Origin of the sequence: Streptomyces sp. AM6-12 (assembly GCF_044327085.1) — a bacterium.
Classification (GTDB): domain Bacteria; phylum Actinomycetota; class Actinomycetes; order Streptomycetales; family Streptomycetaceae; genus Streptomyces.
Genome location: NZ_JBIQWN010000001.1, coordinates 5063632 through 5086875 on the forward strand (window position 1 = coordinate 5063632; position 23244 = coordinate 5086875).

Sequence of the window (23244 nt, forward strand, 5' to 3'; positions counted from 1 at the left end):
CCCGAGGGGGGCGGTCATGACCCCTTCGCGCCCTGGCCCTTGGGGCGGACGTACGGCCGCGGGGCCGGGGTGAGGCGTCCCCCGGTGATGAGGGAACCGGCCTGTTTCAAGCCGCGCACGCGGATGCTCACCTCGTAGCCGCCGATGTCCGGGATCGACGCGATCTGCCGGGTCAGGAAGCGGTAGAGGTCGTCGGTGTCCCGGCAGATGACGATGGCCATGATGTTGTCCGGCCCGCTGATGGCACCGGCGAAGGCGATCTGGTCGTGCCGGGCGATCTCCTCGCCGACCGCCTCCAGACGGTGCGGCGGGACCCGGAGCCAGAGCGTGGCGTGCAGCGGGTGCCCGAGCAGTTCGGAGAGCAGGTCCACCTCGTAGGAGAGGGTGCCGGACTCCTCCAGTGCCGCCAGCCGGCGCAGGAGGCGGCCCTTGCTCCAGCCCGTCTCCGCGGCCAGCCGGGCATGGGTGGCACGGCCGTCCTCGGCGAGCGCGGCGAGCAGCGGCCCGTCCTCGTCCGTGACCGCGTGGTACGGCCCGGACGGCGGCGCGGCACCGGCGGTCAGCAGGGCCTGCTGCTCCGCCGTCAGCCGGCCGCCGTAGCCGTTCCACTCGGCGGACAGCCCGGTGCCGAAGTCGTGCAGGATCATGTCGATGTGCAGGTTCAGCACGGCCGAGGTGCGGGGCAGCTCCTTCAGGAGGACGGTGTCCCCGGAGTCGCCCGCCGAGGAGCGCAGCAGGCAGATGATCTCCGAGCCACCCGAGGCGAGCCGGACGAAGGACACCTCGGGGCGGCGCACCAGGGCCTCGGCCAGCGCCCCCACCCGGTCGGGCCGGCAGGCGATCCGGGCGACCCACTCGACCTGCCCGTACGAGGCGGGCGCGACCCGTCCGTGGACGCGGACCACACCGCTGCGCACCAGCGCCTGGTAGCGACGGGCGACGGTCTGCTCCGAGGCACCCACGGCCTCCGCGATCCGGGCGAAGGGGGCGCGCGCCGAGCATTGCAGGGCTCGGATGATCTGTCGGTCCAGCGCGTCGGGCATGAGCCGATCGTCCCATGAACGGCGGCGGTGTGGAGGTTTTGGACCGAGCCAGGGGGCTGGTTTGGAGCACGGTCCGGCGGTCGCCGAGGGTGATGGGCGTACCGAAGGAAAGGACGCGTGTTCCCATGCGTAAGTGGCTGCCCCTCCTGGCGGTCTGTCTCGGCTCGTTCATGCTGTTGATCGACGTCACCATCGTGAATGTCGCCCTCCCCGACATGTCCCTCGCCCTGCACAGCACGTTCGCCTCGCTGCAATGGGTGATCGACGCCTACGCCCTGGCCCTCGCCGTGGTGCTGCTCGGCGTGGGAGCGCTGGCGGACCTGACCGGGCACCGGCGCGTCTACCTGGGCGGCCTCGTGGCCTTCGCGCTTGCGTCCGCGGTGTGCGGCGCGGCACCGAATCCGGGCACGCTGATCACGGCCCGTGCCGTGCAGGGCCTGGGCGGCGCCGCGATGTTCGCGACCGCCTTCCCGCTCCTGAACGCCTCCTACCAGGGGCGCGACCGGGGCACCGCCTACGGCGTGTGGGGCGCGGTCTCCGGCGCCGCCGCGGCGGTCGGCCCCGTCCTCGGCGGTCTGCTCACCGAGGCCGCCGACTGGCGGTGGATCTTCTACGTCAACATCCCGATCAGCGTGGCCGCGGTCTGGCTCGCGGCCAAGGCACTCGCCGCGGACCGGCCCACGCCGGGGCGCCGGCCCGACTGGACGGGAACCGTCCTGTTCACGGTGGCCGCCTCGGCGCTCGTCCTGGCGGTGATCAGCGCGCAGGAGCACGGCTGGACCTCCGGGGCGGTCCTGGGCCTGTTCGCCCTCGCCGTCGTCGCCTTCCTCGTGTTCCTCGTCGTCCAGGCCCGCTCGCGGCACGCGATGCTCGACCTGTCCCTGTTCCGCAGCCGCTCGTTCACCGGGATCATGATCGCGTCGCTGACGGTGAACGTCGCGGCGTTCGCGATGCTCGCCTACACGTCGATCTGGCTCCAGTCCCTGCTCGGCCTGACCCCGCTGGAGGCGGGGCTGACCGGACTGCCGCTGTCCGGCGCCTCGTTCTGCACCTCGCTGGTCGTCGGCCGTTTCCTGCACGGCGTCCGCCCGCAGCTGCTGATAGGCGGGGGCATGGTGCTGATCGGTGCCGGTGCCCTGGCCGAGACCCTGCTGATCGGCGCGGGCTCCGACTGGACGGCACTGATCGTCGGCTACGCGGTGATCGGCGTCGGGGTCGGCGCCACGCTGCCCACGCTGGGCTCCTCGGCGACCGCGGCGGTGGGCTGGCAGCGCGCGGGCATGGCCGCGGGCGCGACCAACAGCGCACGTCAGCTGGGCCACGCCATCGGCATCGCCGTCCTCGGCAGTGTCTTCGCGTCCTCCTCGGCCGCGTGGCTCACCGACCACCGGGTCCGGGGCGCCGCCGCCCTCGGCCGGGCCCTCTCCGGGGGCGGCGCGGGCCACGTCCTGGCCGCGTCCCCGGCCGCGGGCCGCGCGCAACTGGCCGACGCGTTGCACGGCGCCGCGGCGCACGCCCTGCGGGCCGGCTTCACCGTCGCCGGAGCCGTGGGCCTTCTCGCCGGCGTCCTGGCCCTGATCCTGATGCGCCCCGAGCGGGTCGCCCCGGCGGTGGAGGAACAGCCACCGGTCCCCGCCCACGCCTGACCGACCTTCTTCCAGGCGGCCGCCGGGACGGGAGTGTTCCGCGCGGAGGCGATCAGGGCGTCGGAGGCTTCCGATGCCTGCCGGTTCCGGGGCCGAGCTTCGGCGACGCCTCCGGAGCGGCGGCAGCCTCGGCGCGGGGAAACAGCATGAGCCGTGCTTCCGCGAGGTTCGCCGCGAAGCCGTGCGCCTCCCACAGATGGCCGTTCCACCGCTGGATCGCACGGGGCGCATCGGGGTTCAGATGCGATGCCCTCGGGCCGTCGCCGGTCACAAGGGGTACGACACGGAGCTGCCCGATCCTCGCGTCCCGACGCTCGGCCCACTGGGCGAGCGGTTCGTCGTCCATGCCCGGAGCGTAGTGGGTCCGACCTGCCGGTCTGGCAGCGGGAGACGGACGCGGACATCTTCGAACGCATCGAGGGGACCGTCTGATTCTCAGGAGCGACGACGCCCCCGTCCGGGCCGATCCGGGCGGGGACGCCTTGTCGCAGGTCATAGCGTCGCGTTGGCTGTTCCCGGCGGCGGCCTCCCGCCTGCGCGCTAGCCGTGGGCGCCTGCGTAGGCGACGAACGCGGACCAGGTGGTGGGGGTGAGGGCGAGCTGGGGGCCCTGTTTGGCTTTGGAGTCGCGGATGTGGATGGTGGCGGGGGTGGTGGCGACTTCGACGCAGTTGTCGCCGGACGCGCTGCTGTAGCTGGACTTGCACCAGTTCAGGGCGACTTCCACGCAGTCGCCGTCGCCGCTGCTGCTGTAACTGCTCTTGAACCAGATCATGGGTTCCCTCGCATCCGCTGCAACAGGCTCCGTGAGTATTCCGGGGAGAGAGCCTGCGAACGCATCCTGGCATACCGTTGGTGAAGGATGCTGATCTCCTTCGCGTCCGATACGAGGATCCCGCCACGCTGCCCTTCGCAGTAGGCGAACCACTTGTGCTTCGGGGTCTCCAGCAATTGCATGGGACCGGCGAGACCGGCGTGTGATGCGCAGGCAGTCGGCATGATCTGGATCTCGACGTTCCGTAGCTCGCTGACCTCCAGGATGTGGTCGATGACTTCCCGGGTGACGTCCGGCCCGCCCGTGCCCCGATGGAAGACATGCTCCTCCAAGATGAAGTTGAACGCCGTGTTCGGCCGCTCCCACAGCAACTGCTGGCGCTTGGCGCGGGCAAGCCACTGCTCTTCGATCTGGCTGTCGCTCAGCGGCGGAAGCTGCTCGGTGAACAACACCCGTGCATACCGCTCCGTTTGCAACAGCCCTGGCACCATCCTGGACTCGTACGTGTAGAGCGTGATGGCCACTTGCTCCAGCATTGCCCAGCGGCGGAACCAGGAGGCCAGTCCGGGCTCGCGCTCAAGGTGCTCGGCGGCCCTTCGGAAGGCGCCGGTGCTGCCGAGTGCCGCCTCCGCCGCCTCGATGAAGTCGGGGTCGGGCATACGCCTGCCCAACTCGATCGAGGCGATCGTGTGCTTGGAGTACCCCACAAGTTCCCCAAGTTCCTCCCGCGTGAGCCCGTGATACTCGCGCAGCGCTTGAAGCACCGCTCCGAACGTGCGCAGACTTACCGACGACTCCGGCTCACCGCCGCTTCCCGTAGCCATGACACAGATCGTCACGCCCCGTCATCAGTACTGTCCAGCCCGTAACCACGTACGCCCCCGCAGCGTACGCGCGTCACCTCTGGTGAACCCCCCTCCCCGCGCCCCACATTGGGCGCATGACAGCACTCCCGGTCATCACCCCCACGCTCGTCCAACGCCTCAGCTCGACCCCCCGCGGCGCACGCCTCGCGCGGCGGCTCGCCGTGGCGCAGTTGGGTGCCTGGGGGTTCGCCTACGGCAGTGAGACCACCGAGGCCGTCGCCCTCGTCGTCGCCGAACTCGCCGCGAACGCCGTCACCCACGGCCGTGTGCCGGGCCGGGACTTCGAGCTGCGGCTCGCCCGGAACGCGGACGGTATCCGGATCGAGGTGAGCGACACCCGGTCGGAGTGTCAGCCGCCCAGCCCCGGCAACGTGCCCCCGTCCTCTGCGCTCGTCGAGTCCGGGCGCGGGCTGCTGCTCGTGGACGCGGTGGCCCGGCGCTGGGAGGTGGTGGACCGGGAGCCGCCGCCGGGCAAGACCGTGCGGGCCGTCGTCGCCGTACCGGCATCTTTCGAGAACGTTTTCGATCCCGCACCAAACATTCACAGCGGTGCCTAGGAACGTGACGCGCGTCGACCCTAGTCTTCCGGGCGTCATGGACTACTGCCTCCCGTGCCGACGGCACCTCAACGGCGCCCTGGTCTGCCCGGGGTGCGGAACACCGGCCGACCGGATACCCGGTCCGGCGCGGGTGGGGCCGGAGAACGGGGAGCCCGAACAGGGGACGGGGGGAGAGCCCCGGGAGCCCGGAGGGGGCCGGGCGGAGCGGCGGAGTCGTAAGGCCGCCGCCCACCGCCGCAAGCGTCGCCGTACCGCCCTCCTCGCCGTCGGCTTCGCGCTCGCGGCCGGCGGCCTCGGCCTCGCCGAACTCGGCACCGACGCGCCGTTGCCCTTCACCGGCGGCGGCACGGCCACCGTCAAGGACACCTCGGCCGGCGACAGTTCCGGTCCTTCGGCTCGTACGACCGCTCCGCCGCAGGTCAGCGACGTCTCGGCGACCTCCGGCCCGACGGCCTCCGCGAGCGGGTCCCCGTCGGCGGGGTCCAGTGCCTCCGCCTCCCCCTCCGCCACCAGCAGTACGGCGACGGCGCCACCCTCCGCCACCACCGCCCCCGGTTCGCCCGTCACCGCCCCCACCACCCCGGCCACGACACCGCCGACCGCCTCACCTCCCACCACCGCCCCCGCGACCTCCCCGCCGCCCCCGGCACCGTCCCCGACCCGCACCTGTGACCGCTTCCTGTGGTGGTGCACCTGATCAAGCCCTCATCGGCGTCAGGGCCGCCGGAATTGCGCCTCTCCCGTGCCATCGGCCGTTCGGGGCATCGATGACACCGAAGGGACGTCACGGCGGTTGAGTCGTTACAGGGACAGGTTCAGAAGGAGTGCGGATGACGCAGAACAACGCCGTGCACGGCACGGTCGCCGAGGGTTTCGAGGCGGTCGGGGAGGAATTCGCCGCGTTAGTCGCGGCCGAACGGGACGACTACGAGGGCCAGTTGTGCGCCTATGTGCGCGGGCGGTGCGTGGTGGACCTGTGGGCGGGGCCGAGCGGGACGGGCGAGGCGCTGTACGGCGTGTTCTCGGCCACCAAGGGCGCGGCCCACCTGGTCGCGGCGCTGCTGGTGCAGGACGGCACGCTGGAGCTGAGCCGCAAAGTCACTTACTACTGGCCGGAGTTCGCCGCCGAGGGCAAGGGCGAGCTGACCCTCAGGGACCTGCTCGCGCACCGGGCCGGACTGGTCGGCACGGACGCCGGGTTCACCCGTGCCGAGCTGGCGGACGACCGTGTGGTCGCCGAACACCTTGCCGACCAGCGGCCGTTCTGGCGACCGGGGGCCGCGTTCGGCTATCACGCGCTGGTGATCGGCGCGCTGACGGGCGAGGTGGTGCGCCGGGCGACCGGCCGGACGATCCAGGACCTGTACGAGGACCGGGTCCGCGTCCCCTACGGGCTGGACTTCCACCTGGGCCTGCCGACCACCGCCGAACCCCGCTTCCGCGGCCCACAGCCGCTGCTTCCCACCCCGGAACAGCGGGCGCTCATCGACGCCTCGCCGCGCGGCCCGCACACCTTGGAGGCGATCGCCTTCAACCGGCACGGCGCCGAACCGACCGTCCTGGAGCGGCTGTACGAGGACCCGCTGATCCGCGCCAAGGGCCCCGCCTCGGCGGGCGGCATCGCCTCGGCGCGGGGGCTCGCGCGGATGTACGCGGCGATGATCGGGGAGGTCGACGGCAAGGCGCCGCTGCTGAAGGCGGACACGATCGCGGAGTTCGGCCGGATCCACTCCGCCGGCTACGACCTGGTGACCCGCGACCACCGGTCCTTCGGCCTCGGCTTCCAGGCCACCGCCGACCTCTGGCACCCCGTCCTGGGCGCCGGCTCCGTGGGCCACAGCGGCGCCAACGGCACCCAGGCGTTCGCCGACCCGCACGCCGGCCTGGCGTACGGGTACACCCGGCGCCGCTTCACCTTCCCCTACGGGGCGGCGCCGGAGAACGACCGGCTGGTGCGGGCGGTGCACCGGGCGGCGACGGCAACCGGGTGACCACCGTTGCGGGCGGGGACGCGCATCCCCGCCCAGCGGTCCGAAACACTGAGGGCTACGGCTTGACGACCATCTTCCCGGTGTTGTCGCCCCGCAGCAGCCCCAGGAACGCCTCCAGGGTGTTCTCGATGCCCTCCACCACGGTCTCCCGGTACTTCAGCCGTCCCGAGGCCACCCACGGCCCGACCTCCCGCACGAACTGCGGCTGGAGATCGCGGTGGTCGTTGACGAGGAAGCCCTCGATCCGGCCCCGCGTCTGGATCAGCCGCGCCAGGTTGCGCGGTCCGGGCGCGGGCTCGGTGTCGTTGTAGACCGAGATCATGCCGCAGACGGCGATCCGGCCGCCCTGTCGCAGCGAGCCGATCGCCGCCTCCAGGTGGTCCCCGCCGACGTTGTCGAAGTACACGTCGATCCCGTCGGGCGCGGCCTCGCGCAGCTGCTCCGACACCGGGCCGTTCTTGTAATTGAACGCCGCGTCGAAGCCGTACTCCTCCACCAGCAGCCGCACCTTCTCGTCCGAGCCGGCCGAGCCGATGACCCGCGAGGCGCCCTTGAGCTTCGCGATCTGCCCCACCTGGCTGCCCACGGCCCCCGCGGCGCCGGACACGAACACGATGTCGCCCTCCTTGAAGGAGGCGGTGCGCAGCAGGCCCGCGTACGCGGTCAGGCCGGTCATGCCGAGCACCCCGAGGTACGCCGACAGCGGGGCGGCCTCCGGGTCGACCTTCACGGCGTGCCCCGCGTCCATCACGGCGTACTCGCGCCAGCCGAGGAAGTGCAGCACGTGGTCGCCGGGGGCGATCCCCTCGGCGCGGGACTCGATCACCTCGCCGACCGCGCCGCCCTGCATGACCTTGCCCAGCTCGAACGGCTCGACGTACGACTTGGCGGCACTCATCCGGCCCCGCATGTACGGGTCCACGGAGAGGTACGTGTTCCGTACCAGGATCTGGCCCTCGCCCGGCGTCGGGACGGGCGTCTCCACGAGCGCGAAGTCCTCCGGCTTCGGCCAGCCGACGGGGCGGCTGAGCAGGTGCCATTCGTGGTTGATGTTCGTCGTCATCGCGGTGGTGCCTTTCATTTATTTCACTACCTGAAACAATGGTTAGGCTGAATATTTCAGATTGTCAAGTAAACGGGTAGGCTGGGGGGTATGGCACCACCGCATCCCCGCCGTCCGGACCAGCTCACCCTGGACGTCGTCGAACTGATCGCCGAGGTCGTGGCGCGCTATCACGCGGACTACGACGAGGCGGCGGCCGAGCACGCCCTGACCGGTGCGCAGGCCAAGCTCCTCAGTCTGCTGTCCCTCGGGCCGCTGCCCATGCGCAAGCTCGCACAGAAGCTCAAGTGCGAGCCGTCGAACGTGACGGGGATCGTGGACCGCCTGGAGGCGCGGGGCCTCGCCGAGCGCCGCCCGGACCCCGCCGACCGCCGCGTCAAGATGGCGGCGGCCACGGAGGAGGGCCTGCGGGTGGCCCGCGAACTGCGGGAGGGGCTGCACTTCGCGCGCGAGCCGCTGGCGGGACTGTCGGCGCAGGAGCGGGGGACGCTGCGGGATCTGCTGCGGCGGGTGCTCGACGCGTAAGGTTTCCGCCATGCGTGATCTGGGGGCGGGATTCAAGTACCTGGTCGAGGGCCAGCGGTGGATGGCGCGGCACGGCCGGCAGTACGGTCTCGCCCTGCTGCCGGGCCTGATAGCACTGGTCCTCTACGTGGCCGCGCTGATCGCGCTGGCGATATGGGGCGACGACGCGGTGACTGGGGCCACGCCCTTCGCGGACCACTGGCCGGGCCCCTGGGGCACGCTGTTCCGGGGCTTCCTCACGGCGGTGCTGTTCGCGCTGGGGCTGCTGCTGGCGGTGCTCACCTTCACCGCGGTGACGCTGATCATCGGACAGCCGTTCTACGACAACCTCTCGGAGCGGGTGGACGCCTCCCGGTCGCCCGACGGTACGGCCCCCCGGTCCGCGCTCCCCTTCTGGCGCGAGCTGTGGCTGTCGGCCCGCGACAGCGTCCGCGTCCTGGTCCGGGCGGCGGTGTGGGGCGTCCTGCTGTTCGCGCTCGGCCTGCTGCCGGTCGTCGGCCAGACGGTGATACCGGTGCTGGGCTTCTTCGTGACCGGCTTCTTCCTCGCGGAGGAGCTGTCCTCGATCCCCTTGCAGCGCCGGGGCCTCGACCTGCGCGCCCGCCTCGCCCTCCTGCGCTCCCGCCGCCTCCTGGTCTGGGGCTACGGCACCCCGCTCGGCCTCGCCTTCCTCGTCCCCTTCGTCGCCGTCTTCCTGATGCCCGGCGCGGTGGCCGGCGCGACCCTGCTGGCGCGGGACCTGCTGGACGAGGAGCCCGGCCCGGCGGAATCCGAGCCCGCCTTCCCCGCGCGGGCCACGGACGGCTGACCGCGCCAGGGTCTCAGCCGGGCGTCGTGCGGAAGCGGCGGCGGTATTCCGTCGGCGTGGTGTCCAGCCTGCGGCGGAAGGCCCGGACGAGGGTGTCGGGGGTGCCGAACCCGCAGGCGGCGGCGATGCGTTCGAGGGTGGCGTCGGTGGACTCCAGCTCGTTGCGGGCGCGTTCGACGCGGACCGACTCGATGTAGGCGTGCGGGGTCGTGCCCAGCTCGTTCTTGAAGATCCGGGTGAGCTGCCGGTCGCTGATGTGGGCGTACCCGGCGAGCCGGCCGACCGTGAGGGGCTCGGCGAGGTGGCGCAGGATGTAGTGGCGCAGGTCCTCGATCCGCCGGGTCGTGGACGGCTGCTCCAGCGGGACGCTGAACTGGCTCTGCCCGCCGGGCCGTTTCAGGTACATCACCAGGTGCCGGGCGACCCGCAGCGCGACGGCCTCGCCGAGGTCGTCCGCGATCAGCGCGAGGGACAGGTCGAGGCAGGCGCTGATGCCGGCGCCGGTCCACACCTCGCCCTGCCGGATGAAGATCGGGTCGGCGTCGACCCGGACGGCCGGGTGGTCGGCGGCGAGCTGCGGCGCGGTCGACCAGTGCGTGGTGGCCCGCTTGCCGTCGAGGAGCCCGGCGGCCGCGAGGATGTGCGCCCCGACGCAGACCGAGGCGATCCGCCGGGCCCGCGGGGCGAGCGCCCGCACCCGCCGTACGACCACCGGATCCACCGCCGGCCGCAGCCGGCCGCCGCCGTCGGCCTCGACCGCGCCCGGCACGATCACGGTGTCGATGCTCCGGGCCGCCAGCGCGTCGAAGGTGACATCGGGCAGCACCCGCACCCCGGCGGCCGTGACGACGGGGTCCGGGGTCCCGGCCGCGAGGAGGACCTCGTACGCCGCGGCCTCCTCCGCCTCCCGCCGGGCGAGATGGAAGACCTCCGGCGGCCCCGTGACATCGAGCAGGTCGACCTGGTCGAAGAGGACGATCACGATCAGCCGGTCGACGGTGTGCACAGACCCCCCTGGCGGTGGAACGCGGCGATGTCCGCTTGTGCCGCGTCGGTTTCTGCATGTTAGACGTCATTGCCGACGTGGGGGGGAGCGCCATAGCGTCGAGGGCACCGGCCGCCGCATCGGTGCGCCGCTCCCGACTCCCGACCGCACGAGGTGGTTCTGCCATGCCCCGAACGACGCTGCGTCAGCTGAACGGCTTCGACGACACACCCCCGAAGCTCGCCGGCGCCACGCTGGTCCTGATCGACTACCAGAACACCTACACCACCGGCGTGATGGAGCTGGACGGCTGGCGTGCCGCCCTCGACGCGGCGGCCCGGCTGCTGGAGCGCGCCCGCCGGGAAGGCACCCCGGTCATCCACGTCGTCAACGACGGCGGCGAGGGCACCCCCTACGACATCCGCGCCGAGATCGGCCGGATCCACCCGAGCGTCGCCCCGGCCGACGGCGAGCCCGTCGTCGTCAAGCAGGCGCCCGACGCCTTCCACGGCACCGGACTGGGCCGGCTGGTGGACGAGGCCGGCCGCGGCGACCTGGTCATCGCCGGCTTCATGACCCACATGTGCGTCGCCTTCACCGCCCAGGGCGCCTTCCTGCGCGGCAACCGCCCCACCGTGGTCGCCGACGCCTGCGCCACCCGCGCGCTGCCGGTCACCGGCGGGGAACTGGACGCCCCCGCGGTCCACCTCGGCGCCCTGGCCACCGTCGCCGACCTGTACGGCGTCGTCGTACCCGCACCGGAGTCCCTGGCCTGACCGCATCAGGCCGGGCCGGCGGGTTCAGCGCACGGAGAAGGCGTACACCGTCTCGGAGCGGTACACCTCGCCGGGGCGCAGCACTGTGGACGGGAAGGACGGGTGGTTCGGGGAGTCCGGGAAGTGCTGGGTCTCCAGGGCGATCCCGTCGCCGGGGGCGAAGGGCGCGGGGAGGTGGTCGCCGGTGTAGAGCTGGAGGCCGGGCTCGGTGGTGGAGACCGTGAGGGTGCGGCCGGAGGAGGGGTCGTGCAGCTCGGCGACCTCCTCGGGGGCGGCCGTGACTCCCTTGTCGAGCACGAAGTTGTGGTCGTACCCCGTGCCCACCTTGCGGGCCTCGCGGAAGTCGAAGCGCGAGCCGGTCACGTCGCGCAGCTCGCCCGTCGGGATCAGCTCCCCGGTGACCGGCGTCAACCGGGAGGCGGCGAGCCGCAGTTCGTGCCCGGCGGCCGAACCGGTCCCGGCGCCCGCGAGGTTGAAGTAGCCGTGGCTGGTGAGCGCGACCACCGTCGGCGCGTCCGTCGTCGCCTCGTACGCGCTCCGCAGCGCACCGGAAGCGTCCAGCGTGTAGGTCACCGCCACGTCGAGCCGGCCGGGGAAGCCCTCCTCGCCGTGCGGGCTCACCCGCGCCAGCCGCACCCCGTACTCGACCTCCGTCGCCTCCCACACCCGCTTGTCGAACCCGCGCGCACCCCCGTGCAGCAGATGCGGCCCCTCGTTCGGCTCCAGGGCGTACACCGCGTCGTCCAGCGCGAACCGCGCCCCCGCGAGCCGGTTGGCGTACCGCCCGACCAGCGCGCCCAGGTACGGCTCCGGATGCGCGAGGTAGCCGTCGAGGCCGGGGAACCCGAGCACCACGTCCGCCGTCCGGCCCGCCCGGTCCGGCACCTCGACGGACCGTACGATCCCGCCGTACGTCAGGATCTCCACCCGCGTGCCGCCCCGCTCCAGCGTCCAGCGGTGGACCTCGGTGCCGTCGGGAAGTGTGCCGAAGAGTTCGCTCATGCCAAAACCCTAGGTGACCGCCCCGGACCTCTGTAGCGTGCGGTCATGCGACCCGTCACCGTGTCGACCCAGGTTCCCTGCCCGCCCGCACAGGTCCACGACTTCCTCGATGTGCTGGCCCACCACGAGCGGTTCACCGACCACTACCTGACCGACTGGCGCTACAGCGGCCCGAGCCGCGGCTTCGGCGCCCGCGCCACCGTCACCGCCGCCCTGGGCGGCACCAGGACAGACGTCGGCATCGAGGTCATCAACTCCCGCCCGCCGCACCGCATCGTCGAGCACAACGTCAGCGCCGCCGGCCGCCGCCAGGCCCACGGCATATACACCATCGCCCCGCTCCCGGACGGCGGCAGCCGCGTCTCCTTCACCTACACCTGGCTGTGCGCCCCGCTGCCCGAACGCCTGCTGGCCCCCGTCGTCCGCGCCACGATGCGCCGCGCCAACCGGACGGCCATGCGCCGCCTGGCCGCCGAACTGGCCCGGTACCGGGAGGCGGACGCTACGCCACCGGCCCGGCGGCCGTGACCGTCCGGTACGCGATCGCCGCCAGCCGGGCCTGGCCGTCCTTGCTGGGGTGGAACCAGTCCCACTGGCTGAGCTGGCCGGTGCCGAAGCGGTAGTCGTACACCGCGTCGCCGTCGAAGCGGCAGCGGCGGTCGGCGGCGCAGACCTCCTTCAGCACCTTGTTGTAGGCGACCACCCGGTCCGCCACCTGGTCGCGCCGGTGCTCGGCCGCCGCGCCCAGGTCGTCGGCGTCGCCCAGCATCGAGGGGCAGATGCCGAGCTTCCACACCTCCTTGCCCAGCGGGTTGCCCCGGCCCTGCTCCCAGAGCCGCTTCAGGTTCGGCACGCTCGCCACGTACACCTGTGTCCTGGGCGCGGTCGCGCGCAGGGTGCGCAGGGCCTCCTCGAAGTCGGCGCGGAAACCGGCGACCGAGGTCATCGCCCTCGTGGAGGAGCGGCAGGCGTCGTTCGCGCCCACCATCACGGTGACCAGTTCCGGGTCGCGACTCGCCGCGTCCGCCATCTGCTGCGAAAGATCCGCCATCCGGGCGCCCGTCATCGCGTAGTTCCAGCTGTGCGCGGCAGCGCCCCGCGCACCGAGCAGCCGTACCGCCAGACTGTCCACCTGGGCGTCGCTGCCCGTAGCCCAGGACACCTCGGGGCAGTCCGACAGCACGGTGCACGCGTCGAAGCCACGGGTGATGGAGTCGCCGACCGCGGCGATCGAGTCCGGATTACGGTTCCACAGCGGCGCCTTCGCGGCCCTGGCCCCGGTGTCCCGAGCCGCGGTCGAGCCCCCGGTGTCGCACCCGGCGACGCCCAGCACGGTGGCCGCCGCCACGGCCAGGGCGAGCCGCGCCCGGTGGCTTCGCTTCCGCATCCCTGGTGTTCTCCTCGCTCGAAGTGGGTGCTTTCCCCCATAACAACGTGCGAGGGTTCCCGGTGGCCGGGCCGCTGGAACGAACGGGGCCCGTACAAGCGTCCCACTGGGTGAATGGTGAAGGATTCCTGGTACCGGGACCGACGGTACGTCACTCTCCTTGCCCCGCCGCAAGGTAGCCTCGCCATCAGCGCGGCCGTCGTGCCACTGCCGCCAGCAAGCCAGCAAGATGTCCCGCTCTGCCCGGAGGTTCCGGTGACGACACGTGGAGTTCTATACGTGCACTCCGCGCCGCGCGCGCTGTGCCCGCACGTCGAGTGGGCCATCGCGGGGGTGCTCGGCACGCGCGTCAACCTGGACTGGATCCGGCAGCCCGCGGCCCCCGGCACCTGGCGCTCGGAGTTCTCCTGGCAGGGCCGGCCCGGCACCGCCTCCAAGCTCGCCTCCGCGCTGCGCGGCTGGCACCTGCTGCGCTTCGAGGTCACCTCGGAGCCCTGCGCCACAGCCGAGGGCGAGCGCTACAGCTGCACCCCCGACCTGGGCATCTTCCACGCCGTCACCGGCATCCACGGCGACATCCTCATCCCCGAGGACCGGCTGCGCGCCGCCCTCACCCGCTCCCAGCGCGAGGAGACCGACCTGGAGGCCGAGATCGCCAAGCTGCTCGGCAAGCCGTGGGACGACGAACTGGAGCCGTTCCGCTACGCGGGCGAGGGCGCGCCGGTGCGGTGGCTGCATCAGGTGGTCTGAGTACGACCCGGTGGTCCATGGACGCGGGAAGGGCCCCCACCAGCCGGTGGGGGCCCTTCCGTGTGCGTACTCGGAGCTGCGTACGTACTAGATCGTGCGGAACGCCAGCACCACGTTGTGCCCGCCGAACCCGAACGAGTCGTTCAGCGCGGCGATCCGGCCCTCCGGCAGCTGCCGCGCCTCGCCGATCACGATGTCCGCGTTGACCTCGGCGTCGAGGTCCTTCACGTTGATCGTCGGCGGTGCCGTGCGGTTCACCAGCGCCAGGATCGACGCGACGGTCTCGATACCGCCGGCGCCGCCGAGCAGGTGACCGGTCATGGACTTCGTGGCGGAGATGGCCATGTGCTCGACATCGTCGCCGAACACCTTCCACAGCGCCTTGATCTCGGCGACATCGCCCTGCGGGGTGGACGTGGCGTGCGCGTTGACGTGCACGACCTCGGCCGGCTTCAGATCCGTGTTGTCCAGCAGGTTCTGGAGCGCCTGCGCGATGCCGTTGCCCGAGGGCTCCGGCTGCGTGATGTGGTGGCTGTCGGCGGAGATGCCCTGGCCGACCGCCTCCACATAGATCCGGGCGCCGCGGGCCTTCGCGTGCTCCTCGGACTCCAGGATGATCACACCGGCGCCCTCGCCCAGCACGAAGCCGTCGCGGCCCGCGTCGAAGGGCCGGGAGGCGCCCGCCGGGTCGTCGTTGTTCTTGGACATCGCCATCATGTTGCCGAACGCGGCGATGGGCAGCGGGTGGATCGCGGCCTCGGTGCCACCGGCGATGACCACGTCCGCACGCCCGGTGCGGATCATCTCGACCGCGTACCCGATGGCCTCCGCGCCCGAGGCGCAGGCCGACACAGGGGTGTGCACGCCGGCGCGCGCGCCCAGGTCGATACCGACGTTGGCCGCCGGGGAGTTGGGCATGAGCATCGGCACGGTGTGCGGGGAGACGCGGCGCACGCCCTTCTCCCGCAGCACGTCGTACTGGTCGAGGAGCGTGGTCACGCCGCCGATGCCGGAGGCGATGACCGCGCCGAGACGGTCGGGGTTGACGGAGGTGTCCTCGCCGGCCCTGGCGGTGAAGCCGGCGTCCTTCCATGCCTCGCGCGCGGCGATCAGCGCGAACTGCGCCGAGCGGTCGAGCTTGCGGGCCTGCGGCCGGGGAAGGATCTCACCCGGCTCGACGGCGATCCGGGCGGCGATGCGGACCGGCAGGTCCGCCGCCCAGTCTTCTTCCAGGAGGCGGGCACCGGGCGTGCCGGCGACCAGGGCCTCCCAGAACGAGGCTGCGTCGCCACCCAGCGGTGTGGTTGCGCCGATACCGGTGACGACCACGGTGCGATTGGTCGGGCTCACGGGAATTCTTTCTCCAACGGATGCGGGAATCTACGGCGCCACCGCCGGGTGGCGGGGCCTTGCAGCCCGGCGGCCTCGCGGCCTGCCGGACCAGAGGGCCTCAAGCCAGTGGCTCAGGCCTGGTGCTTGAGGATGTAGTCGGTCGCGTCGCCGACGGTCTTGAGGTTCTTGACGTCCTCGTCCGGGATCTTCACGTCGAAGCGCTCCTCGGCGGCGACGACGACCTCGACCATGGACAGCGAGTCGACGTCCAGGTCGTCGGTGAAGGACTTGTCCAGCTCGACGTCCTCGACCGGGATACCGGCGATCTCGTTCACGATTTCGGCGAGACCCTCGACGATCTCTTCCTTGGTGGCGGCCATGTCAGGCGCTCCTTCTTCGATAATCCAGACGGGTTGGTGGCATTTGTCCCCCCACCGGATCGCATGATCCGGCACGGAGTGCCTAGGGGAGGGTAACGACCGTGGCGGCGTAGACGAGACCCGCCCCGAATCCGATGAGGAGCGCGGTGTCGCCGCTCTTGGCCTCCCCGGTCGCCAGGAGCCGCTCCATGGCGAGCGGGATCGAGGCGGCCGAGGTGTTGCCGGTGGTGCGGATGTCACGGGCGACCGTGACATGCTCCGGCAGCTTGAGGGTCTTCACCATCGAGTCGATGATCCGCACATTGGCCTGGTGCGGGATGAAGACGTCCAGCTCGTCCGAGGTGATCCCGGCCGCGTCCAGCGCCTGCTGGGCGACCTTCGCCATCTCGAACACGGCCCAGCGGAAGACCGCCTGGCCCTCCTGCGTGATCGCGGGGAACTTGATGTTTCCCTCGCTGTCCAGCGGAAGCTCGTTGACATCGCCGACGTGGAAGCGGTTCCACGAGACGGTCTGCTTGATGATCTCGGACTTGTCGCCCTCGGAGCCCCACACGGTCGGGCCGATGGCCGGCTCCTCGGAGGGGCCCACCACGACCGCGCCGGCGCCGTCGCCGAACAGGAAGGCCGTGGCCCGGTCCTCCAGGTCGGTCAGGTCGCTGAGCCGCTCCACGCCGATCACCACGACGTACTCGGCGGAACCCTCCACGACCATGCCCTTGGCCAGGGTCAGGCCGTAGCCGAAGCCCGCGCAGCCGGCCGAGATGTCGAAGGCGGCCGCCTTGTCGGTGCCGAGCTGGTCGGCGATCGAGGTGGCGATGGCCGGGGTCTGGGCGAAGTGCGACACCGTCGAGACGACGACCGCGCCGACCTGCGAGGCGTCGATACCGGCGCCGGCGATCGCCTTGCCGGCCGCCTCGACCGACATCGCGGCCACCGTCTCCTCGGGGCCCGCCCAGTGCCGGGTCTCGATGCCGGAGCGGGAGCGGATCCACTCGTCGGAGGAGTCGATCTTCTCCAGGATCACCTCGTTGGGCACCACACGGGTCGGGCGGTAGCCGCCGACGCCGAGGATGCGCGCGTACGGGGCGCCCTTGCTGGGCTTGATCTTCGCCATCTACGGCTCCTTAGGCGTCAGGCGTCGACGTGCTCGGTGATGAGCGCACGGGCCGCGTCGAGGTCGTCGGGGGTCTTCAGGGCCAGCGTCTTGACGCCGGGCAGCGCCCGCTTGGCCAGTCCGGTGAGCGTGCCGCCGGGGCACACCTCGATGAGCGCGGTGACGCCCAGCTCCTTGAACGTCTCCATGCACAGGTCCCAGCGCACCGGGTTGGCCACCTGGCCGACCAGGCGCTCCAGCACCTCGGCGCCGGAGGCGACGGTCCGGCCGTCCTTGTTGGAGACGTAAGCGATCTTGGGGTCGGCGGGCGCGAGCTCGGCGGCGGCCCGGGCCAGCGCCTCGACCGCGGGAGCCATGTGCCGGGTGTGGAAGGCGCCGGCCACCTTCAGCGGGACGACCTTGCGCACGCCCTCGGGCTTGTCCTCGTTCAGCGCGGCCAGCTGCTCCAGCGTGCCCGCCGCGACGATCTGCCCCGCGCCGTTGACGTTCGCGGGCGTCAGGCCCAGCTTCTCCAGGTGCGCGACCGAGGTCTCCGGGTCGCCGCCGAGCAGCGCCGACATGCCGGTCTCGGTGATCGCGGCGGCCTCCGCCATGGCGAGGCCGCGGGTGCGGACCAGCTTCAGGGCCGCGGCGTCCGGCAGCACGCCCGCGAAGGCGGCCGCGGTGATCTCGCCGACGCTGTGCCCGGCCACCGCGCCCGGCGCGATCTCCGACATGGCACCGAGTGCCGAGGCGGACAGGATTCCGGCGGCGACCAACAGCGGCTGGGCCACGGCGGTGTCCCGGATCGCGTCGGCGTCGGCCTGGGTCCCGTAGTGCACCAGGTCGAGGCCGATGGCGTCCGACCAGGCGGCGACACGGTCGGCGGCACCGGGGAGTTCGAGCCAGGGGGTCAGGAAGCCGGGCGTCTGGGCGCCCTGGCCGGGAGCGACGAGTACGAGCACTCTCACACTCTCTCTTGGGTACGGGCACGGCCGCCCGTGGGGACAGGGACGAAGAACATGAAGGGCTTTTGTTGACCTCCGACAAAACCCTATGCCTGGGGGTCACCGTCGGCCAGGCGCCCCAGGATCAGCGCGATCCGCAGCGTGAACGCGGATCGTACATCCGAAGGCGACCACCCGGTGACGTCTGTCACACGTCGGAGCCGGTAGCGCACGGTGTTCGGGTGAACGAACAGCATCCGGGCCGCGCCCTCCAGGCTGCTCGCCTGCTCCAGGTAGACACTCAGGGTCTCCAGGAGCGCCGATCCGGCCTCTCCCAGCGGTCTGTAGATCTCCTCCACCAACTGCTCACGGGCGCTCGGATCGCCCGCGATCGCGCGCTCCGGCAGCAGATCGTCCGCCAGCACGGGCCGGGGCGCGTCCTGCCACGCCGTGCACGCCTTCAGCCCCGCCGCGGCGGCCTGCGCGGACCGGGTGGCGGCCAGCAGGTCCGGTACGACGGGACCGGCGACCACCGGACCGGCCGCGTACGGCCCGATCAGCGACTTCGCCACCGCGAGCGGATTGTTGCTGCCGCCCGCGATCACCACCAGGCGGTCCCCGAGGACGCCGGTGAGCACCTGGAGCTTGGCGTGCCGCGCGGCCCGCCGGATCGCCTCCACGGTCAGCTCGCTGTCCCCGTCCGGTGCGGTGCCGAGGACGACGCACACATGCTCCGGCGAGTTCCAGCCCAGCGCCGCGGCCCGGCTGACCGCGCCCTCGTCGGCCTCGCCGCTGAGCACGGCGTTGACCACCAGCGACTCCAGGCGCGCGTCCCAGGCACCGCGTGCCTCGGCGGCCTGGGCGTACACCTGGGCGGTGGCGAAGGCGATCTCCCGCGCGTACACCAACAGCGCCTCGCGCAGCACCCGCTCGTCACCCGGCGCGGCCACCTCGTCGATGGCGCTCTCCATGACCTCGATGGTGGTGCGCACCATCTCCACGGTCTGCCGCAGCGTGATCGCCCGCGTCAGCTCGCGCGGCGCGGTCCCGAAGACGTCCGTGGAGATCGCCTGCGGGGTGTCCGGGTGCCGGAACCACTCGGTGAACGCCGCGATGCCCGCCTGGGCGACCAGCCCGATCCAGGACCGGTTCTCCGGGGGCATGGCCCGGTACCACGGCAGGGTCTCGTCCATCCGCGCGATGGCCTGGGCGGCGAGACTCCCGGAGGACTTCTCCAGCCGTTTCAGGGTCGCGGCGTGGGTATGGGCGGCGGATGCCGCGGGGTCACCAGGGTGCGATTCGGGTTCGGGCACGGGGACAAGGGTGCCTTATCCGGACGGGACCATGCGTCGGCGGGTCGGCGACCCGGCGCCCGCGCGCACCGGGCGCGGGGCTACGGTGGGCTCGTGATCGACGTACGGCGCGCCGCCGAGCGCTATCCGGGCGGGGACCCGGCGGCCGGGATCGAGACCCGCCACGCCTTCTCCTTCGGCCCGCACTACGACCCCGGAAATGTGCGCTTCGGCCCGCTGATCGCCTGCAACGAGGAACGGCTCGCGCCCGGCGCCGGATTCGGTGAACACCCGCACAGCCACACCGAGATCGTCACCTGGGTGATCGAGGGCGAGCTGACCCACCGCGACTCCGCGGGCCACGAGCGCACCGTGCGCCCCGGCGACGTCCAGCACCTCAGCGCGGCGGCGGGCGTCCGCCACGTCGAACGCAACGACGCCCGGGGCCCGTTGGTCTTCCTCCAGATGTGGCTGGCGCCGCGGGAGCCGGGCGGCGAACCGTCGTACGACATCGTGCCGGGCATCGCCGACGCCACCCCCTACGCGGTCCCGGCGGCGGGCGCGCTGCTGCATGTGCGCCGGCTGGGCGCGGGGGAGCGGACGGCCGTGCCCGACGCGCCGTACCTGTACGTCCATGTCGTGCGCGGCGGGGTGCGGCTGGACGGCGTGGAGCTGGGCGCGGGGGACGCGGCCCGGATCACCGGCGCGCGGGACCTGGCGGCGGTGGCGGTGGCCCCGGCGGAGCTGCTGGTGTGGGAGATGTCCGGCTGACGGCTCAGCCCTCGTCGCCGCTCGCGGGCTCCGCGTTGCGCCAGACGGTCAGGTCGACCGTGATGTAGTCACTCGGGCTGTCACGGCCGGCCCTACCGCGGTAGGTGACCAGGCCGATGTGGCCGGAGACCGTGTGCACACAGATCTGCGAGCCCGCGCTGAGCTGGGACAGGTGGATGTTGTCGGCGTACCGGGTCACCTTGCGGCAGGTGGCCAGGGAGCCGTGCTCGGCGTTGTCGAGCAGGACCACCTTGTCGCCGGCGGTGCCCACGACGGGCGTCTGGTCGTCGGAGTAGTACGGGTCGTCGTCGTAGTAGAAGTCGGCATCCTTGCCGAAGCTTGCGTTGGAGGTGTTCTGCTCGTCCACCGGCTTCGGCGGCGAGTCGGCGAACCGTACCCAGTAGCCCTTGGGGATGTTGATGCCCTTGAAGCTGACCGGCTTGGGGTCGGGGCGGTGCTTGCCGGACGCGCTGGAGGAGGTGCGCGAGGAGCCGTCGTCCGAGGTGTCGCCGAGGTGGCTGAGCACCGAGACGCAGCCCGCGCCCCACAGCAGGGCGACCGTTATGGCGGCGCCGACGGCGATCTTCCGCCCGACGCTCCGCTTCGGCTTGGGCGGCTGCCAGGCGTAGGGCTGGACGTACGGGGGGTACGGCCGCGGTGGCGCCGGGTGCTGGTACAGCGGGCCGTGCGGCGGCTGCGCCGGGAGCGGGACGGCCGGGCCCGCGGTCGCGGTGGGGGCGGCGTGGACCGGCGTCCCCTGGGCGGGGCCCGGCGGCACCGGTGCCGGTGCGGGGGCGTCGAGCCGGGTCACGGGTGCGGTGGGCGGCACGGTGGCCGGTGCGGCCGTCGGAGCCGCCGCGAGCGCGGCCGAGGCGGAGGCCCGCTGGGTGATCTGCGCGGTGAGCGCCTTCGGCAGCCAGGAACCGGACTGCCGCAGCGGCGCCGGCGACGCCTCCTGGCAGAGCGCGACCACCTCGGCGGGGGTCGGCCGTGCGGCCGGGTCCTTCGCCAGACACCGTGCCACGAAGGCCAGTTCGGCGGGCAGCCCGGCGAGGTCCGGCTCCTCGTGCACGATCCGGTACAGCACCGCGTGCGAGGGACCGTCGCCGTACGCGCCCTGGCCGCGCGCCGCGAACACCGCGGTCTGGCCGAGCGCGAACACGTCCGAGGCGGGCGTGACGGGCCGCCCGGCCGCCTGCTCCGGCGACATGAAGGCCGGGGTGCCGACCGCGATGCCGGTGCCGGTCAGCGCGGTGGCGTCGGCGGCGCGGGCGATGCCGAAGTCGATCACGCGGGGGCCGTCCGCGGCCAGCAGCACATTGGACGGCTTCAGATCCCGGTGCACGATGCCCGCGCCATGGATCACCGACAGCGCCTCGGCCGTCCCCGCGAGCAGCAGCAGGATCGACGGCAGCGGCAGCGGGCCGTGCTCGGCGACCGCCGAGGCCAGCGCGGGCCCGGCGACATAGGCGGTGGCCAGCCAGGGCCGGGCGCCCTCGGTGTCGTAGTCGATGACGGGCGCGGTGTACAGGCCCTGCACCCGCTGCGCCGCCCGCACCTCCTGCCGGAACCGGCGCCGGAACTCCGCGTCCTCGCTCAGCTCCGGCCGGACCGTCTTCAGCGCGATCGGATGCCCGCCCGGCGTGTACGACAGGTACACCGTGCCCATGCCGCCCGAACCGAGCCGGGCGGCGAGCCGGTAGCCCGCCACCGTCCGAGGATCACCGCTGTCCAACGGCCGAAGCCCGCCGTCGGTCCCAAGCCCGCTCATCACTTCCCCCGATGCCCACTGCACGTCTGCCGCCGGTGAATCTCCCGGCGCACGGGGGAGGTTATCGGACCGCCGGTCAGCGCATGCCGCGCGTCTCGGCCAGCACCGCGTCGGTGAGGACCGGCCACGCCTCGACGGCCCAGGGGCCGAAGGCGCGGTCGGCCAGGGCGGTGCAGGCGAGGCCCGCGTCCGGGTCGATCCAGAGGAAGGTGCCGGCCTGCCCGAAGTGGCCGAAGGTGCGCGGGGAGGAGGAACTCCCGGTCCAGTGCGGGGACTTGCCGTCGCGGATCTCGAAGCCGAGGCCCCAGTCGTTCGGGTTCTGGTGGCCGTAACCCGGCAACACCCCCTTCGTGCCGGGGAATTGGACGGCCATCGCCTCCGCGACCGTACGCGGGTCCAGCAGCCGGGGCGCCTGCACCTCGGCCGCGAACCGCAGCAGGTCCGCCACCGTCGAGACGCCGTCCTTCGCCGGGGAGCCGGCGAGCGAGGTGGACGTCATCCCCAGCGGGTCCAGCACCGCCTGCCGCGCGTAGTCCGCGAACGGGATGTCCGTCGCCTTGGCGATGTGGTCGCCGAGCTGCTCGAACCCGGCGTTGGAGTACAGCCGCCGCTCTCCGGGCGGCGCCATCACCCGGTGCTCGTCGAAGGCGAGTCCCGAGGTGTGTGCCAGCAGATGCCGCACCGTCGCGCCGGGCGGGCCGGCCGGCTCGTCCAGCTCGATCGCCCCCTCCTCGTACGCCACCAGGGCCGCGTAGGCGGCCAGCGGCTTGGTGACCGAGGCGAGGGGGAAGCGGTGGGCGAGGGGACCATGCGTCCCGAGCACGGTCCCGTCGGCTCGGACGACACCCGCGGCCGCGGTGGGCACGGGCCAGTTCTCGATCGACGCCAGGCTGTTCAACGACATGCCGCCGAGCCTATGCGGCTCACAGCACGAGCCGCATCGACGGGTCGGGATCGCGGGTGAAGCCCAGCGACTCGTACAGCGGCCGGGCGTCCGGCGAGGTGGTGAGCAGGACATGACCGGCGCCCCGCTCCCGGAACCAGCCCAGCAGCTCGTCCATGCACGCCCGCGCGTAGCCCCGGCGCCGGGCGTCCGGGTCGGTGGCCACGCTGAAGACGTAGCCGACCCGGCCCCGCGGATCGAGGGGGGTGCCGACGCGGTAGTCCACGGTGCCCGCCGCCAGCGCGGCCAGCGCGCCCGGCCGGTCCGGGGACTCGACGACGAACGCCGCGAAGTCACCGCCGTCGCCGTCGCCGCCCGCCAGCCGCTCGCGCAGCAGCGGCAGGGACTCGGCCTGCCAGCCCGTCTGTCCGGTGAAGCCCGGCCGGTCCAGCGAGTCGATCATGACCTGGCGCAGGCGCAGTACTTCGGCGGCATCCTCGGGCGCGGCCCGGCGTGCGAGACTCATGCCGCGCAGGCTATCCACCGGCCCGGCGCCCGGTCCCGCGGATTTCTTACCGGCTCGGCTTGCTTGGAGCACA

Annotated in this window: 26 protein-coding genes; 10 read left to right on the forward strand and 16 right to left on the reverse strand. The window is 72.5% G+C overall.

The annotated features are described in order from the left end of the window. Positions 1 to 14: 14 nt before the first annotated feature. Entirely contained in the window at positions 15 to 1043 is a 1029-nt protein-coding gene (locus tag ACE4Q9_RS22910) for an Lrp/AsnC family transcriptional regulator (RefSeq protein WP_397986098.1), read from the reverse strand. A gap of 125 nt (positions 1044 to 1168) precedes the next feature. Here ACE4Q9_RS22910 and ACE4Q9_RS22915 point away from each other — a divergent pair, with 125 nt between their 5' ends. After that, positions 1169 to 2689, forward strand: a complete 1521-nt coding sequence (locus ACE4Q9_RS22915) for a DHA2 family efflux MFS transporter permease subunit (RefSeq protein WP_397986099.1) — start codon at positions 1169 to 1171, stop codon at positions 2687 to 2689. Between the two features lie 52 nt (positions 2690 to 2741). On the opposite strand, the gene ACE4Q9_RS22920 is transcribed toward ACE4Q9_RS22915, so the two are convergent. The 3 genes from ACE4Q9_RS22920 to ACE4Q9_RS22930 form a co-directional block, all read right to left on the reverse strand. Next, positions 2742 to 3035 carry a DUF6087 family protein gene (locus ACE4Q9_RS22920; RefSeq protein WP_397986100.1) on the reverse strand — a complete coding sequence of 98 codons (294 nt, stop codon included), beginning with the start codon at positions 3033 to 3035 and terminating at the stop codon, positions 2742 to 2744. 194 nt (positions 3036 to 3229) lie between these two features. Continuing rightward, positions 3230 to 3463, reverse strand: a complete 234-nt coding sequence (locus tag ACE4Q9_RS22925; RefSeq protein WP_397986101.1) for a DUF397 domain-containing protein — start codon at positions 3461 to 3463, stop codon at positions 3230 to 3232. Continuing rightward, positions 3460 to 4287: a helix-turn-helix domain-containing protein gene (locus ACE4Q9_RS22930; protein ID WP_397986102.1), complete on the reverse strand. Its 828-nt coding sequence runs from the start codon at positions 4285 to 4287 to the stop codon at positions 3460 to 3462. Before ACE4Q9_RS22930 ends, ACE4Q9_RS22925 begins: the two co-directional genes overlap by 4 nt. A 116-nt stretch (positions 4288 to 4403) precedes the next feature. Between ACE4Q9_RS22930 and ACE4Q9_RS22935 the strand changes: the two genes are divergently transcribed. The 3 genes from ACE4Q9_RS22935 (at position 4404) to ACE4Q9_RS22945 (ending at position 6880) form a co-directional block, all read left to right on the forward strand. Beyond that, complete coding sequence (locus tag ACE4Q9_RS22935) at positions 4404 to 4886, forward strand: ATP-binding protein (RefSeq protein ID WP_397986103.1); 483 nt, start codon at positions 4404 to 4406, stop codon at positions 4884 to 4886. Positions 4887 to 4923: 37 nt separating this feature from the next. Continuing rightward, positions 4924 to 5586, forward strand: a complete 663-nt coding sequence (locus ACE4Q9_RS22940; RefSeq protein ID WP_397986104.1) for a hypothetical protein — start codon at positions 4924 to 4926, stop codon at positions 5584 to 5586. A gap of 133 nt (positions 5587 to 5719) precedes the next feature. Continuing rightward, entirely contained in the window at positions 5720 to 6880 is a 1161-nt protein-coding gene (locus ACE4Q9_RS22945) for a serine hydrolase domain-containing protein (protein ID WP_397986105.1), read from the forward strand. Positions 6881 to 6935: 55 nt separating this feature from the next. Here the strand turns inward: ACE4Q9_RS22945 and ACE4Q9_RS22950 are convergent, their stop codons facing one another. Beyond that, complete coding sequence (locus tag ACE4Q9_RS22950) at positions 6936 to 7961, reverse strand: NADP-dependent oxidoreductase (protein ID WP_397986106.1); 1026 nt, start codon at positions 7959 to 7961, stop codon at positions 6936 to 6938. A 72-nt stretch (positions 7962 to 8033) separates the two neighbouring features. On the opposite strand from ACE4Q9_RS22950, the gene ACE4Q9_RS22955 reads away from it, so the two are divergent. Both ACE4Q9_RS22955 and ACE4Q9_RS22960 read left to right on the forward strand, forming a co-directional pair. Further along, complete coding sequence (locus ACE4Q9_RS22955; RefSeq protein ID WP_397986107.1) at positions 8034 to 8468, forward strand: MarR family winged helix-turn-helix transcriptional regulator; 435 nt, start codon at positions 8034 to 8036, stop codon at positions 8466 to 8468. A 10-nt stretch (positions 8469 to 8478) separates the two neighbouring features. Continuing rightward, complete coding sequence (locus ACE4Q9_RS22960; protein ID WP_397986108.1) at positions 8479 to 9276, forward strand: EI24 domain-containing protein; 798 nt, start codon at positions 8479 to 8481, stop codon at positions 9274 to 9276. Between the two features lie 13 nt (positions 9277 to 9289). On the opposite strand, the gene ACE4Q9_RS22965 is transcribed toward ACE4Q9_RS22960, so the two are convergent. After that, complete coding sequence (locus ACE4Q9_RS22965; RefSeq protein WP_397986109.1) at positions 9290 to 10282, reverse strand: GlxA family transcriptional regulator; 993 nt, start codon at positions 10280 to 10282, stop codon at positions 9290 to 9292. Between the two features lie 164 nt (positions 10283 to 10446). Between ACE4Q9_RS22965 and ACE4Q9_RS22970 the strand changes: the two genes are divergently transcribed. Continuing rightward, positions 10447 to 11037 (forward strand): cysteine hydrolase family protein, encoded by a 591-nt coding sequence (locus tag ACE4Q9_RS22970; protein ID WP_397986110.1) that lies wholly within the window; start codon positions 10447 to 10449, stop codon positions 11035 to 11037. 24 nt (positions 11038 to 11061) lie between these two features. On the opposite strand, the gene ACE4Q9_RS22975 is transcribed toward ACE4Q9_RS22970, so the two are convergent. After that, entirely contained in the window at positions 11062 to 12039 is a 978-nt protein-coding gene (locus ACE4Q9_RS22975; protein WP_397986111.1) for an aldose epimerase family protein, read from the reverse strand. 45 nt (positions 12040 to 12084) lie between these two features. On the opposite strand from ACE4Q9_RS22975, the gene ACE4Q9_RS22980 reads away from it, so the two are divergent. Next, the gene (locus ACE4Q9_RS22980) at positions 12085 to 12567 is read left to right on the forward strand and encodes an SRPBCC family protein (protein ID WP_397986112.1); all 483 of its coding nucleotides are present in this window, start codon (positions 12085 to 12087) and stop codon (positions 12565 to 12567) included. Here ACE4Q9_RS22980 and ACE4Q9_RS22985 read toward each other — a convergent pair. After that, the gene (locus tag ACE4Q9_RS22985) at positions 12542 to 13426 is read right to left on the reverse strand and encodes an SGNH/GDSL hydrolase family protein (RefSeq protein ID WP_397986113.1); all 885 of its coding nucleotides are present in this window, start codon (positions 13424 to 13426) and stop codon (positions 12542 to 12544) included. The genes ACE4Q9_RS22980 and ACE4Q9_RS22985 overlap by 26 nt on opposite strands. A 255-nt stretch (positions 13427 to 13681) precedes the next feature. Here ACE4Q9_RS22985 and ACE4Q9_RS22990 point away from each other — a divergent pair, with 255 nt between their 5' ends. After that, entirely contained in the window at positions 13682 to 14176 is a 495-nt protein-coding gene (locus tag ACE4Q9_RS22990) for a DUF3145 domain-containing protein (protein WP_397986114.1), read from the forward strand. A gap of 87 nt (positions 14177 to 14263) precedes the next feature. Here the strand turns inward: ACE4Q9_RS22990 and fabF are convergent, their stop codons facing one another. The 5 genes from fabF to fasR all read right to left on the reverse strand — a co-directional run bounded on the left by fabF (position 14264) and on the right by fasR (position 19241). Next, complete coding sequence (gene fabF, locus ACE4Q9_RS22995; protein ID WP_397986115.1) at positions 14264 to 15526, reverse strand: beta-ketoacyl-ACP synthase II; 1263 nt, start codon at positions 15524 to 15526, stop codon at positions 14264 to 14266. 113 nt (positions 15527 to 15639) lie between these two features. Further along, entirely contained in the window at positions 15640 to 15888 is a 249-nt protein-coding gene (locus ACE4Q9_RS23000) for an acyl carrier protein (protein ID WP_397986116.1), read from the reverse strand. A gap of 82 nt (positions 15889 to 15970) precedes the next feature. Beyond that, positions 15971 to 17002, reverse strand: coding sequence for a ketoacyl-ACP synthase III (locus tag ACE4Q9_RS23005; RefSeq protein ID WP_397986117.1), 1032 nt, complete (start codon positions 17000 to 17002; stop codon positions 15971 to 15973). Between the two features lie 17 nt (positions 17003 to 17019). Then, positions 17020 to 17946, reverse strand: a complete 927-nt coding sequence (locus ACE4Q9_RS23010; RefSeq protein ID WP_397986118.1) for an ACP S-malonyltransferase — start codon at positions 17944 to 17946, stop codon at positions 17020 to 17022. An 89-nt stretch (positions 17947 to 18035) separates the two neighbouring features. Further along, the gene (fasR, locus tag ACE4Q9_RS23015) at positions 18036 to 19241 is read right to left on the reverse strand and encodes a fatty acid biosynthesis transcriptional regulator FasR (protein ID WP_397986119.1); all 1206 of its coding nucleotides are present in this window, start codon (positions 19239 to 19241) and stop codon (positions 18036 to 18038) included. 93 nt (positions 19242 to 19334) lie between these two features. On the opposite strand from fasR, the gene ACE4Q9_RS23020 reads away from it, so the two are divergent. Next, entirely contained in the window at positions 19335 to 19991 is a 657-nt protein-coding gene (locus ACE4Q9_RS23020) for a pirin family protein (protein ID WP_397986120.1), read from the forward strand. Positions 19992 to 19995: 4 nt separating this feature from the next. On the opposite strand, the gene ACE4Q9_RS23025 is transcribed toward ACE4Q9_RS23020, so the two are convergent. From ACE4Q9_RS23025 to ACE4Q9_RS23035, 3 genes are all read right to left on the reverse strand, one after another. Continuing rightward, positions 19996 to 21762 carry a serine/threonine-protein kinase gene (locus tag ACE4Q9_RS23025; protein ID WP_397986121.1) on the reverse strand — a complete coding sequence of 589 codons (1767 nt, stop codon included), beginning with the start codon at positions 21760 to 21762 and terminating at the stop codon, positions 19996 to 19998. Positions 21763 to 21838: 76 nt separating this feature from the next. Continuing rightward, on the reverse strand, positions 21839 to 22666 hold the full coding sequence (locus ACE4Q9_RS23030; protein WP_397986122.1) for a serine hydrolase domain-containing protein: 828 nt from the start codon (positions 22664 to 22666) through the stop codon (positions 21839 to 21841). Between the two features lie 19 nt (positions 22667 to 22685). Continuing rightward, on the reverse strand, positions 22686 to 23171 hold the full coding sequence (locus ACE4Q9_RS23035; RefSeq protein WP_397986123.1) for a GNAT family N-acetyltransferase: 486 nt from the start codon (positions 23169 to 23171) through the stop codon (positions 22686 to 22688). Positions 23172 to 23244: the final 73 nt, after the last annotated feature.

What these genes read in the sequence shown, in the direction of transcription:
- ACE4Q9_RS22985 (WP_397986113.1), bottom strand. Translation starts at nt 13,426, where the DNA reads ATGCGGAAGCGAAGCCACCGGGCGCGGCTCGCCCTGGCCGTGGCGGCG.
- ACE4Q9_RS22975 (WP_397986111.1), bottom strand. Translation starts at nt 12,039, where the DNA reads ATGAGCGAACTCTTCGGCACACTTCCCGACGGCACCGAGGTCCACCGC.
- ACE4Q9_RS22915 (WP_397986099.1), top strand. Translation starts at nt 1,169, where the DNA reads ATGCGTAAGTGGCTGCCCCTCCTGGCGGTCTGTCTCGGCTCGTTCATG.
- ACE4Q9_RS22920 (WP_397986100.1), bottom strand. Translation starts at nt 3,035, where the DNA reads ATGGACGACGAACCGCTCGCCCAGTGGGCCGAGCGTCGGGACGCGAGG.
- ACE4Q9_RS23035 (WP_397986123.1), bottom strand. Translation starts at nt 23,171, where the DNA reads ATGAGTCTCGCACGCCGGGCCGCGCCCGAGGATGCCGCCGAAGTACTG.
- ACE4Q9_RS22935 (WP_397986103.1), top strand. Translation starts at nt 4,404, where the DNA reads ATGACAGCACTCCCGGTCATCACCCCCACGCTCGTCCAACGCCTCAGC.
- ACE4Q9_RS22970 (WP_397986110.1), top strand. Translation starts at nt 10,447, where the DNA reads ATGCCCCGAACGACGCTGCGTCAGCTGAACGGCTTCGACGACACACCC.
- ACE4Q9_RS22925 (WP_397986101.1), bottom strand. Translation starts at nt 3,463, where the DNA reads ATGATCTGGTTCAAGAGCAGTTACAGCAGCAGCGGCGACGGCGACTGC.
- ACE4Q9_RS22910 (WP_397986098.1), bottom strand. Translation starts at nt 1,043, where the DNA reads ATGCCCGACGCGCTGGACCGACAGATCATCCGAGCCCTGCAATGCTCG.
- ACE4Q9_RS22930 (WP_397986102.1), bottom strand. Translation starts at nt 4,287, where the DNA reads ATGGCTACGGGAAGCGGCGGTGAGCCGGAGTCGTCGGTAAGTCTGCGC.
- ACE4Q9_RS23030 (WP_397986122.1), bottom strand. Translation starts at nt 22,666, where the DNA reads ATGTCGTTGAACAGCCTGGCGTCGATCGAGAACTGGCCCGTGCCCACC.
- ACE4Q9_RS23025 (WP_397986121.1), bottom strand. Translation starts at nt 21,762, where the DNA reads ATGAGCGGGCTTGGGACCGACGGCGGGCTTCGGCCGTTGGACAGCGGT.
- ACE4Q9_RS23005 (WP_397986117.1), bottom strand. Translation starts at nt 17,002, where the DNA reads ATGGCGAAGATCAAGCCCAGCAAGGGCGCCCCGTACGCGCGCATCCTC.
- ACE4Q9_RS22940 (WP_397986104.1), top strand. Translation starts at nt 4,924, where the DNA reads ATGGACTACTGCCTCCCGTGCCGACGGCACCTCAACGGCGCCCTGGTC.
- ACE4Q9_RS22960 (WP_397986108.1), top strand. Translation starts at nt 8,479, where the DNA reads ATGCGTGATCTGGGGGCGGGATTCAAGTACCTGGTCGAGGGCCAGCGG.
- ACE4Q9_RS22980 (WP_397986112.1), top strand. Translation starts at nt 12,085, where the DNA reads ATGCGACCCGTCACCGTGTCGACCCAGGTTCCCTGCCCGCCCGCACAG.
- ACE4Q9_RS22945 (WP_397986105.1), top strand. Translation starts at nt 5,720, where the DNA reads ATGACGCAGAACAACGCCGTGCACGGCACGGTCGCCGAGGGTTTCGAG.
- ACE4Q9_RS23000 (WP_397986116.1), bottom strand. Translation starts at nt 15,888, where the DNA reads ATGGCCGCCACCAAGGAAGAGATCGTCGAGGGTCTCGCCGAAATCGTG.
- ACE4Q9_RS22955 (WP_397986107.1), top strand. Translation starts at nt 8,034, where the DNA reads ATGGCACCACCGCATCCCCGCCGTCCGGACCAGCTCACCCTGGACGTC.
- ACE4Q9_RS22950 (WP_397986106.1), bottom strand. Translation starts at nt 7,961, where the DNA reads ATGAAAGGCACCACCGCGATGACGACGAACATCAACCACGAATGGCAC.